Source organism: Caulobacter sp. 1776 (genome assembly GCF_040545685.1).
In the GTDB taxonomy this organism is placed as follows: Bacteria; Pseudomonadota; Alphaproteobacteria; order Caulobacterales; family Caulobacteraceae; genus Caulobacter.
On sequence record NZ_JBEPMI010000004.1, the window covers coordinates 137,013 to 152,292 of the forward strand.

The window sequence follows — 15,280 nt, forward strand, 5'->3', positions numbered from 1 at the left end:
CTCCCCCTGCCCGTCTCAGCTCTGCTTGGCGAGATCGTAGGCGCCCAGGCCGGGCTTATAGGTTTTGTCGTCTATGAACTGCTTGATGCCCTCTTTGCGACCGTCGTTGTCGAAGGAATTGGCCGCCTCCTGGGCCCGGACCAGGAAGTCCTCGGCGTTGTCGTAGGTCATTTCCTTGACCCGGCGGACCGCGTCCTTGGTCGCCTTCAGCGCCACGGGGTTCTTCTTCAGCAGCACCTCGGCCAGTTCGCGCACCCGCGCCTCGAGGCGCTCCAGCGGCACGCTCTCATTGACCAGGCGCCAGGCGGCGGCTTTCTGGCCGTCGATCAGCTCGCCGGTCATGGCGTGGTACATGGCGTCGCGCATCGGGATCAGGTCGACCACCACCTTGGTGGCGCCGCCGCCCGGCAGAATGCCCCAGTTGATCTCCGACAGCGCGAACTGCGCCTCGTCGGCGGCGATCGCCAGGTCGCAGGAATAGAGCGGACCATAACCGCCGCCGAAGCACCAGCCGTTGACCATGGCGATGGTCGGCTTCTGGTACCAGCGCAGGCGCCGCCACCAACCGTAGGACTCGCGCTGGGCTTGGCGGGTCGCGCCCAGGCCCTTGGCCTCGGTCTCGCGGAAATACTCCTTGAGGTCCATGCCCGCCGACCAGGCCGAACCTTCGCCGGTCAGCACCAGGACGCCGACGTCGTCGCGGAACTCCAGCGCGTCCAGCACCTCCATCATGCGCCGGTTCAGGGTCGGGCTCATGCAGTTGCGCTTTTCAGGGCGGTTGAACTTCACCCAGGCGATGCGGTTCTCGACCCGGAAGGTCACGGTGTCATTGGCGTCGGTCATGATCGGTCCTTGGAAATCGAAGCCAGGCGCGGCGAGGCGCCGAATTTGGGAAGTCAGATCGGGAAATGGCCCGGTTGCGTTTCGACCGTGATCCAGCGCAGCTCGGTGAAGGCGTCGATGCCGGCCTTGCCGCCGAAGCGGCCGTAGCCGCTGGCCTTGACGCCGCCGAACGGCATCTGGGCCTCATCGTGCACGGTCGGGCCATTGACGTGGCAGATGCCCGACTGGATCCGCCGCGCCACCTTCAGGCCGCGGGCGATGTCGCGCGTGAAGACCGAGGCCGACAGGCCGTATTCGGTGTCGTTGGCCAGGGCGATGGCGTGCTCCTCGTCGCGGGCGCGGATCACGCCGACCACCGGGCCGAAGCTCTCCTCGCGGAACAGGCGCATGAGGGGCGTGACTTTGTCGACGACCGTGGCGGGCATCAGCACGCCGTTGGCCGGACCGCCGCTGACCTGCACGGCGCCCGCGCTGACGGCGTCGGCCACCAGGCCCTGGACGTGGGCGACGGTCTTCAGGTCGACCACCGCGCCCAGCGGCGTCTTGCCCTCGCGCGGGTCGCCGACCGCCAGGCTGGCGGCCTTGGCGGCGAACTTCTCGACGAAGGCGTCGGCGATCGCGTCCACGACGATGATCCGCTCGGTCGACATGCAGATCTGGCCCTGGTTCATGAAGGCGCCGAAGGCCGCGGCCTTGACCGCCTCGTCCAGATCGGCGTCGTCCAGCACGATCAGCGGGGCCTTGCCGCCCAGCTCCAGCAGCACGGGCTTCAGGTGCTCGGCCGCGCGCTTGGCGATGATCTTGCCGACCGCGGTCGAGCCGGTGAAGTTGATCCGTCGCACGGCCGGATGGTCGATCAGCGCGCCGACCACCTCGGCCGCGTCCTTCGGCGCATTGGTGACGATCGACAGCGCGCCCGGCGGCAGGCCGGCGGCCTCGAAGGCCTCGGCGATCAGGCCGTGGGTGCGCGGGCAGCTCTCGGACGCCTTCAGCACCACGGTGTTGCCGCAGGCCAGCGGCGTGGCCACCGCCCGCACGCCCAGGATGATCGGCGCGTTCCAGGGGGCGATGCCCAGGATCACGCCGACCGGCTCGCGCACGGCCATGGCCAGGCAGCCCGGCTTGTCCGAAGGAATGACCTCGCCGTTGATCTGGGTAGTCAGGGACGCCGCCTCGCGGATCATCGAGGCGGCCAGCATCAGGTTGAAGCGGGCCCAGCCCTCGGTGGCGCCGATCTCGCCCATCATCGCGGCGACGAAGTCGTCGGCCCGGGCTTCCAGCGCCAAGGCCGCCTTGGACAGCAGGGCGCGGCGGGCGTTCGGCCCCAAGGCGCTCCAGGCGGGCAAGGCCGCTTGAGCGGCGTCGACGGCGGCGCACGCCTGAGCGGGCGTCATGGCGACGGAGGTCGTGGCGACCGCGCCGGTGACGGGGTCAAGGCGTTCGAAGACGGCCTGGGTCGAGCTCATGGTCGTTCCTTCCCTTGGCGCGAAGCGCGTCGCGGCGCCGTTTATTGTATGCTTGTGATTTTGTACGCTAAGCAAACAATATGCGCAAGTCACTGCTTGCTTGGCCGTCGCTAGACGATGGACGGCGCATGGCCCGCGCGCTCGACGCGATAGCGCTTGGGCGAAACCCCTTCGGCCTTGGCGAAGAAACGCGAGAAGTAGGCGGGATCCTCGAAGCCCAGATGGTAGGCGACCTCGGCCACCGTCATGTTCGAATACAGAAGCGCGCGCTTGGCCTCCAGCAGCAGCCGATCCTGCACCAGGCGCAGCGGCGAGGCGCCCGCCGCCCGCAGGCATGCGGCGCGGAGGCGAGCCACCGTGACGTTCAGCCGTCCGGCGTAGCTTTCCATGGGCAGGCCCTCGCGATAGTGCGCCTCGACCAGCTCACGGAACCGGGCGACGAGCGTGACGTGCCCGCCCTGGACGGCCGGCGCGGCGGCCTCGTCCCGGACCAGCCGCCGCAAGGCTTCGACCAGGATGGTCAGCAGATGCCCCTCGACGGCCGCGCCGCCGGCGGGCGCGGTCCACACCAGCTCCCGCGACAACTCGCCCAGAGACGAGGAGATCCGGGATCCCGCCTCGAGCGGCACTTGACGCGGCGCGCGGAACAGACTGGCGAACGCCGGCTCGCGCGCGGTCAGGTCGCGCAGATAGCTGTCGGCGATCGTCAGCACCGAACCCGTCGTCTCGACCTCGTAGGTGAAGCCGTGAACCCGTCCGGACGGGACCAGGACCAGGCATGGCGCGGTAAAGGCGATCGCGTCTCCGTCCACATGCATGACGCCGCCCCCGGCCGCGATGTGGAACACGTGGTTGAGGTCCGCGTGCGCGTGGGCGCGGATCTTCCAATCGTTTGGCCTGGTGCGATCGTCCAATTCCTCCAGATGGATGAACTTGCCTTCGACGGTGCGCAAAGGCTCCCCGAAGAGGAAAAAGCTCGGTACTGCTTGCGTTTTTAACAAGTCCAAAACTCCGAGCCGAGGCTGGCCGGCCATCAGGCCTGTGCGAAAAGTCCAACTTTTGTGATGCTCTGTCCATCCTAAAAGCTGACCGCCAGGGTCAGGTTTGACGCAAGTCGCGAAAGCGGCGCCAGGGTGGAGAATTGCATCGTGCGAAGCCAGGTCGCCATCATCGGCGCCGGTCCGGCCGGGTTGTTTCTCGGACATCTCCTGAGACAGGCCGGCGTCGACGCGGTCATCCTGGAGCGCAAGGACCGCGCCTATGTCGAAGGCCGCGTGCGCGCCGGCGTGCTGGAGCAGGTCACCGTCGACCTGATGGACCGGCTGGGCGTCGGCCAGCGGATGCGGCGCGAGGGGCTGGTCCACGCCGGCACCAACCTGGCCAGCGACGGCGACGTCTTCCGCATCGACATGGCCGAATTGACCGGCGGCTCGACCGTGATGGTCTATGGCCAGCAGGAGGTGATGAAGGACTTGTTCGACGCCGCCGAGCAGCGCGATCTGCGGATCGTGTTCGACGCCGACGACGTGCGACTCCATGATGTCGACGGCGACCACCCGCACGTCACCTGGCGCAAGGACGGGATCGAGCATCGGCTGGACTGCGACTTCGTCGCCGGCTGCGATGGCTATCACGGGGTTAGCCGCGCGGCGATCCCCGCGAGCGTGCTCAAGACCTTCGAGCGCGTCTATCCGTTCGGGTGGCTGGGCATACTGACAGAGGCTCCGCCCTGCGATCACGAGCTGATCTATTCCAACCACGAACGCGGCTTCGCCCTGGCCTCGATGCGCTCGCCGACCCGCAGCCGCTACTACGTGCAGTGCGCGCTGGACGATCACGTCGAGGATTGGCCCGACGAGCGTTTCTGGGACGAAGTGTCGATCCGGCTGGGCCCCGAGGCGGCCGCTCGCATCGTGCGCGCGCCGTCGTTCGAGAAGTCGATCGCCCCCCTGCGCAGCTTCGTCACCGAGCCGATGCGCCATGGTCGCCTTTTCCTGGCCGGCGACGCCGCCCACATCGTGCCCCCCACCGGCGCCAAGGGCATGAACCTGGCCGTCTCGGACGTCATCATGCTGTCCGAGGCCCTGATCGAGCACTATGCCGAGCGCTCCGGCGCGGGGATCGACGGCTATTCGGCCCGGGCCCTGGCCCGCGTCTGGAAGGCCGAGCGGTTCTCCTGGTGGTTCACCAGCCTGACCCACCGCTTTCCCGACCGCGACGGCTTCGACCGCAAGATGCAGGTCGCGGAACTGGCCTACATCAAGAGCTCACGCGCCGCCCAGGTGACCCTCGCCGAGAATTATGTCGGCCTGCCGCTCGTCTAGCCGCGCCTTGGAGACATCATGAAAAGCAAGATCTACGACAGCGCCGCGGCCGCCCTGGAAGGGGTCGTCTTCGACGGCATGACCCTGATGTCCGGCGGCTTTGGCCTGTCGGGCAATCCCGAGACCCTGATCCCGGCCCTGAAGGACACCGGCGTCAAGGGCCTGACCGTGATCAGCAACAACTGCGGGGCAGACGGCTTCGGCCTCTGGATGCTGCTCGACAACGGCCAGATCCGGAAGATGATCAGTTCCTATGTCGGCGAGAACAAGCTGTTCGAACAGCTCTACCTGTCGGGCGAACTCGAACTGGAGCTGAACCCGCAAGGCACCCTGGCCGAGCGCATCCGAGCCGGCGGCGCGGGCATCCCGGCCTTCTACACCAAGACCGGCGTCGGCACGGTGGTGGCCGAAGGCAAGCCGGTCGAGGACTTCGAGGGCGAGACCTATGTCCGCGAGACCTGGCTGCGCGCCGACCTCGCCATCATCAAGGCTTGGAAGGCCGATCCGGAAGGCAACCTGATGTTCCGGATGACGGCCCGCAACTTCAATCCCGTGATGGCCACGGCCGGCAAAATCACCATCGTCGAGGTCGAGGAGATCGTCGAGGCCGGCGAACTAGACGCCAACGTCATCCACACGCCGGGCATCTACGTCGACCGCATCATCCGCTCGACGATCAACGAGAAGCGGATCGAGAAGCTGACCACCCGCCCTCGCGAAACGGAGACCGTCTGATGGCCTGGACCCGCGACGAGATGGCGGCCCGCGCCGCCCGAGAGCTAAAGGACGGCTTCTACGTCAACCTGGGCATCGGCATCCCGACCCTGGTGGCCAACCACATTCCGGAAGGCGTGCATGTCACCCTGCAGTCCGAGAACGGCATGCTGGGCATGGGTCCCTTCCCCTATGAGGGCGAAGCCGATCCGGACCTGATCAACGCCGGCAAGCAGACGATCACCAAACTGCCGACCTCCAGCTTCTTCGACAGCGCCCAGAGCTTCGCCATGATCCGCGGCGGCCACATCGACCTGACGGTGCTGGGCGCGATGGAAGTGGCCCAGAATGGCGACATCGCCAACTGGACGATCCCCGGCAAGATGGTGAAGGGCATGGGCGGGGCCATGGATCTGGTCGCCGGCGTCAAGCGGGTGATCGTGGTCATGGACCACGCCAACAAGGCCGGCCAGAGCAAGGTGCTCAAGCGCTGCGCCCTGCCGCTGACAGGGGCCGGCTGCGTCGACCTGGTCATCACCGACCTCTGCGTTTTCGACCTCAACCGAAAAGGCGCCAAGGGGGAGAAGGCCCTGACGTTGCTGGAGCTTGCGCCCAGCGTCACGCTCGACGAGGTCGAGGCCAAGACCGAGGCCGACTTCGAACTGGGAGCCTTCGCATGACCACCGCCTACATCTGTGACGGGATCCGCACCCCGATCGGCCGCTACGGCGGCGCGCTGGCTAAGGTCCGGCCCGACGACCTGGCCGCGATCCCGCTGAAGGCCCTGGTCGCCCGCAATCCGGGCCTGGATCTTTCGGCCGTCGACGAGGTGGTGCTGGGCTGCGCCAACCAGGCCGGCGAGGACAATCGCAACGTCGCCCGCATGGCCCTGCTGTTGGCGGGCTATCCCGTCGAGGTCCCGGGCGTGACCGTCAACCGGCTCTGCGCCTCGGGCCTGGAGGCCGTCGGCTACGCCGCCCGGGCCATCCTGTCAGGCCACAATGACCTTCTGATCGCCGGCGGCGTCGAGAGCATGAGCCGCGCGCCGTTCGTGATGGGCAAGGCCGACAGCGCCTTCTCGCGCAACGCCGAGATCTTCGACACCACGATCGGCTGGCGCTTCGTCAATCCGGCCATGCGCAAGGCCTATGGCGTCGACTCCATGCCCGAGACCGCCGAGAACGTCGCCGCCGACCATAGCGTCAACCGCGAGGACCAGGACGCCTTCGCCTTGCGCAGCCAGCAGCGGGCGGCCGCCGCCCAGGACTCGGGCTTCCTGGCCGGCGAGATCACGCCGGTCGAGATTCCGGGCAAGGCGGGGCCCACGATCGTCGCTCGCGACGAACACCCGCGCGAGACCACGCTGGAGGCTCTCGCCAAGCTGAAGCCCGTCGTCCGCGAGGGCGGCACGGTGACCGCCGGCAACGCCTCGGGCGTCAACGATGGCGCGGTTGCCTTGATCATCGCGTCCGAAGACGCCGTGAAGCGCCACGGCCTGACGCCGCGCGCCCGCATTACCGGCTACGCCACCGCCGGCGTCCCGCCGCAGGTGATGGGGATCGGGCCGGTCCCGGCGGTCCGCAAGCTGCTGGCCAAGACGGGCCTCTCGATCGGCGACTTCGACACCGTCGAGCTGAACGAGGCCTTCGCGGCCCAGGGCCTGGCGGTGCTGCGCCAACTGGGCCTGCCCGACGACGGGGCGCATGTGAACGCCAACGGCGGGGCCATCGCCCTGGGCCATCCGCTCGGCGCGTCCGGCGCGCGGCTGGTGCTGACCGCCTTGCGGCAGCTGGAGGCGACCGGCGGCAAGCGCGGCCTCGCCACCCTCTGCATCGGCGTCGGCCAGGGCGCGGCCCTGGCCTTCGAACGCGTCTAGGAGTTCCCGATGAGCCAGAGCTTCAAGCGCGAGGACGCCGGCCAGCCGCCGTCGCTGCACGCGCCCTACGCCTCGACCGTCGCGCGGTCGCCGCGACAGCCCTTGGTCAGGATCCCGCACACCTTGACCGAGACCACGGGGCCGACCAGCGCCTGGCCCCGGCTGATGGGCGGGGCGATGGCGGACCTGACGACCCAGCACCAAGCCATGCCCCAGGGCCAGCGGATCATCGTCTCGGGCCGCGTGCTGGACGAGGACGGCCGTCCCGTTCCCAATACCGTCATGGAGATCTGGCAGGCCAACGCCGCCGGCCGTTACATCCACAAGAAGGACCAGTGGGACGCCCCGCTCGATCCCAATTTCACCGGCGCGGGCCGGGTCATCACCGACGACGAGGGCCGCTACCAGTTCATCAGCGTCCGGCCCGGCGCCTATCCGTGGGGCAACCACCACAACGCCTGGCGGCCGGCGCACATCCACCTGTCGCTGCTGGGCCCGGCCTTCGCCACACGCCTGGTGACCCAGATGTATTTCCCCGACGACCCGCTGATCGAGATCGATCCGATCGCCAACGCCGTGCCCCTGCCCTATCGCCAGCGGCTGGTCTCGCGGTTCGACATCGAGACCACCAAGCCCAACTGGGCGCTGGGCTATCTGTTCGACGTGGTGCTGCGCGGGCGCGAGGCGACGCCGTTCGAGGACGACCATGACTGATCAGATCAACCCCGCCCCGCGCCTCGACAACCAGGATCCGGCCCTGTTCGGCCAGACCCCCTCCCAGACCGTCGGTCCCTTCTTCCACTACGGTCTGCCGTGGAAGGGCTGCGCCGACCTGATCGGCGACAGCGACATCGGCGCCCGCCCCGAGCTGTTCCCGGCCGAGCACTATGTCCTGGCCACGCCCCGCGCCAAGGGCGAGGTGGCGGGCGAGCCGATCGTCATCGAGGGCGTCGTGCTGGACGCCGACGGCAAGGTGGTGCCCGACGCCATGGTCGAGATCTGGCAGGCCGACGCCGCCGGCCGCTACGCCGACGGCTCCAGCAATACCGGCTTCATCGGCTGGGGCCGCGCCTCGACCGGCGAGGACGGCGTCTATCGCTTCGTCACCGTCCGCCCCGGCCGCGTCGATGATCGACAGGCGCCGCACATCGCCGTCGGCGTCTTCGGGCGCGGGCTGCTCAAGCGGCTGGCGACGCGGATCTATTTCGAGGATGACCCCGCCAACGCCGCCGATCCGGTCCTGGCTCTGGTTCCCGCCCAGCGTCGCGAAACCTTGATGGCCCGCGAGGCCGGTTCGGTCTGGCGCTTCGACATCGTCTTGCAAGGCGAAGGCGAAACCGTCTTCTTCGACATCTGAGGCCGAACGGAGTCGCCATCTTGACCTGCCTGCTGCGCGATCGCCCGGCCACAACGCCCGAAATGCTGGAGGCGTTCGGCGACGTGTCCTTGTTGCGCGCGGCCCTGGCCTTCGAGGCCAAGCTGGCGCGCGCTCAGGCGGACGCGGGTCTGATCCCGGCCGCGGCGGCCGAGGCGATTGCGGCCGCCTGCGCCGAGCTTCCGGACATCGAGAGCCTGGCCGAGGCTGCGGCCCATGCCGGAACCTTGGCCATCCCGCTCGTCGCGCTGATCCGCGAACGGATCGCCGACCCCGAAATCGCCCGCCTGGTCCACAAGGGCGCGACCAGCCAGGACCTGGCCGACACCGCCCTGATGCTGCAGGCCAAGGCCGGCGCCGCGCTGGTGGTTCGCGAGGCGCGCCGTCTCGCCGAGGCCTTGGCGACGATGGCGGAACGGCACGCCGCGACGCCGATGCTGGGCAGGACCCTACTGCAAGCCGCTATGCCCATCACCTTCGGCCTCAAGGCCGCCGGCTGGTTGCAGGGCGTCGATGGCGCGCTCGCCCGGTTCGAACGCGAGACCGCCGCCATTCAGCTGCAACTGGGCGGCGCGACCGGTTCGCTGGCCGGGCTGGACGGCCGCGCCGGCGAGATCGCCGAACGCCTAGCCGCCCTGCTCGGCCTGCCCCGGGCCGAGACGCCGTGGCACGCGCGTCGCGAGGGCCTGGCGGGCCTGGCCTCCAGCCTCGCCATACTGACCGGCGCGGTCGGCAAGATCGCCGGCGACATCGCCCTGCTGGCCCAGACAGAGGTCGCCGAGGCCTTCGAGCCCAGGGTCGCCGGCCGCGGCGGATCCTCGGCCATGGCGCACAAGCGCAATCCGACCGGCTGCCAGATCGCCCTCTCGGCCGCCCTGCGCGCGCCGCATCTGGCCGCGACCATCGTCGCCGCCCTGCCGCAGCAGCACGAGCGCGGCCTGGGCGGATGGCAGGCCGAGGGGCCGGTGCTGGCCGAGCTGTTCCAGCTAACCCACGGCGCCCTGGCCGCCATGGTCCAGGTGATCGAAGGTCTCGAGGTCGACACCAACCGCATGGCCGAGAACCTCGCCGCCGCCGAGGTCGGGACCGACACCGGCGAGTCCGCCATATTCGCCGCCCGCGCCCTTACCACCCACAGAGAGAACCGCTGATGCCCTTCGCTTCTTCGCACGGCGCGAAGCTCTACTGGCGGTTCGACGGCGCGGCCGACAAGCCCGTGCTGGTGCTGCTGAACTCGATCGGCTGCGATCTGTCGCTGTACGATCCTGTCGTCCCGCTGTTGACGCCCGACTTCCGCGTCCTGCGCATCGACACGCGCGGCCACGGCGCCTCGGACGCCCCGGCCGGCGACTACAGCCTCGACCTACTGGCCGACGACGTGCTGGCGGTGATGGACGTGGCGGGCGTGGCCAAGGCCGCAATCTGCGGCACCTCGCTGGGCGCGATGATCGCCATGGCGCTGGCCCCGAAGGCGCCCGAACGGGTCGAGGCCCTGATCCTGGCCTGCACCTCGCCGGCGATGGATCCGTCGACCTGGGATCAGCGCCTGGCCTTGATCCGCGCCGAGGGGCTCTCAGCGATCGTCGAGGCGGTGATGGGGCGGTTCTTCTCCGACGACTTCCGCGCCCGGCATCCCGAGGTGGTCGAGACCGTCCGCGCCGGCATGCTGGCCCAGAACCCCGACGGCTATTGCGGCTGCGGCGCGGCGATCCGCGACATGGCCCTGCTGGACCGCCTGCCGGCCATCACCGCGCCGACCCTGGTCCTGACCGGCGCCAAGGACGCGGCGACGCCGTTCGAAGGCCACGGGGAGCGGATCGTCGCCGCTGTTCCCCGCGCCCGCCACGCCGTGGTCGACGGCGCCCACCTGCCCAGCCTGGAAGCCCCGGCCGCGTTCGCCGGCGCCGTGCGCGGCTTCCTGAGCGAGGTTCTTCACGGGACCGCCGTCCGCGACGCCCAGGATGTCCTGTTCGAGGCGGGCCTCGTCACCCGGCGCAAGGTGCTGGGCGACGCCTGGGTCGACCGCTCCCTGGCCAACCGCACGGCCCTCACCGCCGACTACCAGGCGATGATCACCCGCTATGCCTGGAACGAGATCTGGGGCCGCCCCGGTTTGGACCATCGCACGCGCCGCCTGCTGGTGCTGGCGATCTGCGCCAGCTTGGCCCGCTGGGAAGAGTTCCGTCTCCATGTCCGCGCCGGGCTGGAACAGGGCGGCTTCACCCAGGACGAGCTCAAGGAGACGCTGATGCAGATCGCCATCTACGCCGGCGTCCCCGCCGCCAACACCGCCTTTACCGAGGCCGCGGACGTGATGTCCGACCTCGGCTGATCGCCGCCCCACCCAGATCGGACCGAAGAGTTCGACGCCGAGGAAACCCCAGGAGATCCGATGACCACTGGCGACCGATCCGAGTCCCGAAACCACGGCGGCCTGATCGCCGTCGCGATCTGCTGCCTGCTCGCGCTGTTCGAGGGGTTCGACCTCCAGGCCGCCGGCGTCGCCGCGCCGCGCTTAGCGCCTGATCTGGGCCTGAAGCCCCAGGACCTGGGCTGGTTCTTCAGCATCAGCACCTTCGGCCTGATGGCCGGCGCCGCCATTGGCGGGCGACTGTCCGACCGCTTCGGGCGCAAGGCCACGCTCCTGGTCTCGGTGGGGGCGTTCGGCGTGCTGTCGATCGCCACGGGCCTGGCCCATGACCTGAACAGCCTGCTCCTGGCCCGCTTCCTGACCGGAGTCGGGTTGGGCGGGGCCCTGCCCAATCTGATCGCCATCGTGGCCGAGAGCGTCTCGCCCAAGCTGCGTGGACGGGCGGTCGGCTTCCTCTATGCCGGCCTGCCCTGCGGCGGCGCCCTGGCCAGCCTGGTCAGCCTTGCCGGCGCCGCGCCCTCGGACTGGCGCGTGATCTTCTTTGTCGGCGGCGTCGGGCCGCTGCTGGCCATGGTGCTGGCCCTGGCCCTGCTGCCCAACCCGCCCAGGGCAGACGCCGCGGACCCCCAAGATCGCAAATCCGGCTTCGCCGAGGCGCTCGCTGGCGACGGCCGAGGCCCGACGACGCTCCTGCTGTGGATCACCTTCTTCCTGGCCCTGCTGATCATGTACCTGCTGCTCAGCTGGCTGCCGTCGCTGATGATCGGGCGAGGCCTGAGCCGCCCTGAGGCGGGGCTGATCCAGATGGCCTTCAACCTGGCGGGCGCGGCGGGCAGCGTCGCCACCGGCTGGCTGATGGACCACCGCCGCTGGCGGACACTGACGATCCTGGTCGTGTTCGGCGCGTCCGCCGCGGCCGTGGCGGCGGCCGCTGGCGCGCCGGCCTCGCTGACGGTCTTCCTCGGCGTCGGCGCGGCGCTGGGGGCCACCGTCTCGGGCGTCCAGTCGGTGGTCTACGGCTTGGCGCCGGGCTTCTATCCCGCTCGCCTGCGCGGCACGGGCGTGGGCGCGGCCGTGGTCATGGGACGGCTCGGCTCGGCCGCCGGTCCGCTGCTGGCCGCCACACTGATCGGCGCTGGCGGATCCTCCAACCAGGTGCTGCTGGCCTTGCTGCCGGTCATCGCCGTGGGCGGTCTAACCAGCCTGTGGCTGGCGACCCGCCCGCGTGCGGAGGACTGACGCGCCCTCTGCGCGGCCTCACAGGGCGGCGATCCGCTCCAGGGCGGCCAGCATCCGGTCCTTATCGAGGTCGCCGAGGGCGTCGAGGACCTTACGATCGTGTCGGGCGTGCGCGGCCTTGGCCTTCTTCAGCAGCGCCTCACCCGCGGGCGTCAACGACAAGGCGTAGGCGCGCCGGTCACCCGGAACAGGCCCCCGCCGCACCAGGCCGCGGGTCTCGAGCTGGTCGATTATGGTCACTAGGTTCGGACGCTGGATCCGCAGCACCTCGCCGATGGCGCGCTGCTGCAGGCCGGGGGTGGCTTCGATGACCAGCAGCACGGAGAGATCGGTGACACGCAGGTCGAATGGCTTCAACGCGGCCAGTAGATCCTTGAAGACCGCCACCTGAGCCAGGCGCAGTATGAACCCCACGGTGGATTCCAGGCCGCCGAGCGAAACCTGCTCGTCGATCACCTCCTTGCGCCCGCTCGCCTCGATCATTTTCGGTTCTTTCCGTCGTTCCGATCCTCGTAGCACACCGGGCGGATTCGGAGCGCCCGTGTCGCTAGTGGCCCTCGCGCAACAACGGTCTTTGAATGGGCGAGCGTCAGCAGATCACCGATTGTACACGCCATACAATCATGATCTGTGATAATTAGTACTCATAACAAAATGCGCGTGCCGGCGAACTCCCCGGAGTCGTCGAGAAACAACGACGTATGAGGAGGAAACAATGCCCACGGATATTTCCGGCCGCCTGCGCGCCGGAAGCCTGCTGATCTGCGCCGCCGCCGGCGCGCAGGCGATCGCTTCGCCCGCCTTCGCCGCCGGCCAGGCCGAGACGCCCACCGTCCAGATCGAGGAAGTCGTCGTCACCGCCCGCCGGCGCGAGGAGCGGCTGCAAGACACGCCGGTCGCCGTGACCGCTCTGGCCGGCGAGGCTCTGGAAAGCCGGGGCGTCGACAGCGTCGATCAGATCGCCAAATTCGCCCCCAGCATCCGCTTCGACGGCGCGGCGGCGCTGAGCGGCGGCAACTACAACGCCACGGTCTTTGTTCGCGGCGTGGGTCAGAACGACTTCGCCATCTTCAGCGACCCCGGCGTGGGCGTCTATGTGGACGGCGTCTACTACGCCCGCTCGATCGGCGGCACGCTGGACGCCTTCGACGTCAGCCGCATCGAGGTGCTGCGCGGGCCGCAAGGCACGCTGTTCGGCAAGAACACCATCGGCGGGGCGGTGATCATCACCACCGACCAGCCCAAGACCGAATTCGGGGGCAAGATCGAGGGCGTTACGGGCAGCTACGACCGGCTGGACGTCAAGGGTCACGTCGATATCCCGCTGGGCGAGAAAGTGTCGGCCCGGCTCTCGGCCGCGCGCCTCACCCGCGACGGCTACGGCAAGCGCCTGCTGACCGGCGACGACCTGGGCGACCGCAACGCCACCGCCGCCCGCGCCCAGCTGCGTTGGGAAGCGTCCGACGCGGTGACCGTCAGCCTGTCGGCCGACTACACGCGGGCGCGGGAGCACTCCGCGCCGCAGAAGCTGCTGGTGATCGGCGCGGTCCCGGGCTTCGCGGTCGGGCCGTTCATGGCCAACTTCAACACCTATGTCGCGCCCGGCCTGGGGATCACCGCGCCGAACGGGGCCAAGAGCCTGAACACCTCGTTCCTGACGGACAGCCCGTTCACGACCTATGGTACGGGCCCCAACATCAACGACCTGGACCTGTGGGGGACTTCCGCCACCGTGGACTGGGACCTCGGCGAGGTCAGCTTCAAGAGCATCACCGCCGTGCGCGGCCTGAAGGCGACCTTCGCCCGCGACGGCGACAACACGCCGTTCACGTTCCGCGAGACGTTCAATCATGACGTCCAGGCGCAATACAGCCAGGAGTTCCAGTTCAGCGGCCAGTCGTTCAGCGATCGCCTGACCTGGGTGACCGGCGCCTATGTGTTCCGCGAGCGCGGCACCGACTCCGGCTACGCCAAGCTGGCGCTGGGCCTGGCGCCGGGCGCCTCGCCGCCGCCCTATAGCCCGTCGGCGGCCGTCTACACCAAGGTGACCAGCACCACCTATGCGCTGTTCGCCCAGGGCAGTCTGACCCTGACCGATCGGCTCAGCGCCACGGTCGGCGCCCGCTATAACCGCGACGAGAAGGACTATGTGCTCGACCACCGCCGCATTCGCGACGGCGGCGTCATCGCCCAGGTCAGCCCTGGCGGATCCTGGAATTCGTTCACGCCCAAGGTGGGCCTCGAGTTCAAGGCCACGCCGGACGTGCTGCTCTACGCCTCGGTCGGCAAGGGCTTCAAGAGCGGCGGCTTCAACGCCCGCCCGCTCAACGACGCCAGCGAGGTCACCGAGTACCAGCCCGAGACCCTGCTGACCTACGAGGCCGGCGCCAAGACCGCCTGGCTGGACCGCCGCCTGATCCTCAACGTCGCCGGCTATTTCAGCGATTATCAGGACATCCAGGTGACGGTGAACCAGACGCCGCGCAACTTCGTGGCCAACGCCGCGGCGGGCGAGGTCAAGGGCGTCGAGGTCGAACTGCAGGCCAAGCCGACCGCCAACTGGAGCTTCAACTTCGGCGGCGGCTATATGGACGCCAAATATACCGAGGTCGGGTCCGGCCTGGCGGCGGGCCAGGTGCTGCCGATCACCCTGGCCACCCACTTCGTCAAGGCGCCCAAGTGGACGCTGAACGGCGGGGTCGAGTACGGCCATGAGCTGCCGGGCGGCGGTCGCCTGACCGCCCGGGTCGACTGGTCGCACTACAGCACCGTCTACAACGACGTGGCCAACGATCCGGACCTGACCCAGGGCGCCTACGATCTATTCGGCGCGCGGCTGGCCTACGCCTCGCCCGGCCGAGTCTGGCAGGCGGCGTTGTTCGGCACGAACCTGTCTGACGAGCGCTACATGGTGTCGGGTAACGCCTCGAGCGGCTTCGGCCTGAAGGAGGCAAGCTTTGGCCGTCCCCGCGAATGGGGGGTCAGCCTCAGCCGCAAGTTCTGAGTCCGAACGCCGCGCTCGCGGCAGCCCTCGATATGTCTGATCACGCCTTTGGGTCGGACGATGATAGC

14 protein-coding genes are annotated in these 15,280 nt (G+C 69.1%); 10 read left to right on the forward strand and 4 right to left on the reverse strand.

The window, feature by feature from the left end; genetic code table 11:
• Positions 1–15 precede the first annotated feature (15 nt).
• The 3 genes from ABIC66_RS11905 to ABIC66_RS11915 all read right to left on the reverse strand — a co-directional run bounded on the left by ABIC66_RS11905 (position 16) and on the right by ABIC66_RS11915 (position 3,310).
• The gene (locus ABIC66_RS11905; RefSeq protein WP_354070492.1) at positions 16–843 is read right to left on the reverse strand and encodes a p-hydroxycinnamoyl CoA hydratase/lyase; all 828 of its coding nucleotides are present in this window, start codon (positions 841–843) and stop codon (positions 16–18) included.
• Between the two features lie 53 nt (positions 844–896).
• Positions 897–2,309, reverse strand: coding sequence for an aldehyde dehydrogenase (locus ABIC66_RS11910; RefSeq protein ID WP_354070493.1), 1,413 nt, complete (start codon positions 2,307–2,309; stop codon positions 897–899).
• A 110-nt stretch (positions 2,310–2,419) separates the two neighbouring features.
• On the reverse strand, positions 2,420–3,310 hold the full coding sequence (locus tag ABIC66_RS11915; RefSeq protein WP_354070494.1) for a helix-turn-helix domain-containing protein: 891 nt from the start codon (positions 3,308–3,310) through the stop codon (positions 2,420–2,422).
• Between the two features lie 147 nt (positions 3,311–3,457).
• Here ABIC66_RS11915 and pobA point away from each other — a divergent pair, with 147 nt between their 5' ends.
• Genes pobA through mhpT form a run of 9 tightly spaced genes read left to right on the forward strand, consistent with a single transcriptional unit; the run spans position 3,458 to position 12,208 of the window.
• Entirely contained in the window at positions 3,458–4,633 is a 1,176-nt protein-coding gene (gene pobA / locus ABIC66_RS11920; RefSeq protein ID WP_354070495.1) for a 4-hydroxybenzoate 3-monooxygenase, read from the forward strand.
• Positions 4,634–4,651: 18 nt separating this feature from the next.
• Positions 4,652–5,368 (forward strand): CoA transferase subunit A, encoded by a 717-nt coding sequence (locus ABIC66_RS11925; protein WP_354070496.1) that lies wholly within the window; start codon positions 4,652–4,654, stop codon positions 5,366–5,368.
• Entirely contained in the window at positions 5,368–6,027 is a 660-nt protein-coding gene (locus tag ABIC66_RS11930; RefSeq protein ID WP_354070497.1) for a CoA transferase subunit B, read from the forward strand. The genes ABIC66_RS11925 and ABIC66_RS11930 overlap by 1 nt, the downstream gene beginning before the upstream one ends.
• The gene (gene pcaF, locus ABIC66_RS11935) at positions 6,024–7,223 is read left to right on the forward strand and encodes a 3-oxoadipyl-CoA thiolase (protein WP_354070498.1); all 1,200 of its coding nucleotides are present in this window, start codon (positions 6,024–6,026) and stop codon (positions 7,221–7,223) included. Before ABIC66_RS11930 ends, pcaF begins: the two co-directional genes overlap by 4 nt.
• Positions 7,224–7,232: 9 nt before the next feature.
• A complete protein-coding gene (gene pcaH, locus ABIC66_RS11940) occupies positions 7,233–7,937 on the forward strand; it encodes a protocatechuate 3,4-dioxygenase subunit beta (RefSeq protein ID WP_354070499.1) in 705 nt (234 codons plus the stop codon).
• Positions 7,930–8,580 carry a protocatechuate 3,4-dioxygenase subunit alpha gene (pcaG, locus tag ABIC66_RS11945; RefSeq protein ID WP_354070500.1) on the forward strand — a complete coding sequence of 217 codons (651 nt, stop codon included), beginning with the start codon at positions 7,930–7,932 and terminating at the stop codon, positions 8,578–8,580. Before pcaH ends, pcaG begins: the two co-directional genes overlap by 8 nt.
• Before the next feature lie 20 nt (positions 8,581–8,600).
• Entirely contained in the window at positions 8,601–9,749 is a 1,149-nt protein-coding gene (gene pcaB / locus ABIC66_RS11950) for a 3-carboxy-cis,cis-muconate cycloisomerase (RefSeq protein WP_354070501.1), read from the forward strand.
• Positions 9,749–10,930: a bifunctional 3-oxoadipate enol-lactonase/4-carboxymuconolactone decarboxylase PcaDC gene (pcaDC, locus tag ABIC66_RS11955; protein WP_354070502.1), complete on the forward strand. Its 1,182-nt coding sequence runs from the start codon at positions 9,749–9,751 to the stop codon at positions 10,928–10,930. Before pcaB ends, pcaDC begins: the two co-directional genes overlap by 1 nt.
• Before the next feature lie 60 nt (positions 10,931–10,990).
• Positions 10,991–12,208: a 3-(3-hydroxy-phenyl)propionate transporter MhpT gene (gene mhpT, locus ABIC66_RS11960; protein WP_354070503.1), complete on the forward strand. Its 1,218-nt coding sequence runs from the start codon at positions 10,991–10,993 to the stop codon at positions 12,206–12,208.
• Between the two features lie 18 nt (positions 12,209–12,226).
• Here mhpT and ABIC66_RS11965 read toward each other — a convergent pair whose 3' ends face one another.
• On the reverse strand, positions 12,227–12,691 hold the full coding sequence (locus tag ABIC66_RS11965; protein WP_354070504.1) for a MarR family winged helix-turn-helix transcriptional regulator: 465 nt from the start codon (positions 12,689–12,691) through the stop codon (positions 12,227–12,229).
• A gap of 232 nt (positions 12,692–12,923) precedes the next feature.
• Here ABIC66_RS11965 and ABIC66_RS11970 point away from each other — a divergent pair, with 232 nt between their 5' ends.
• Positions 12,924–15,212 (forward strand): TonB-dependent receptor, encoded by a 2,289-nt coding sequence (locus ABIC66_RS11970; protein ID WP_354070505.1) that lies wholly within the window; start codon positions 12,924–12,926, stop codon positions 15,210–15,212.
• Positions 15,213–15,280: the final 68 nt, after the last annotated feature.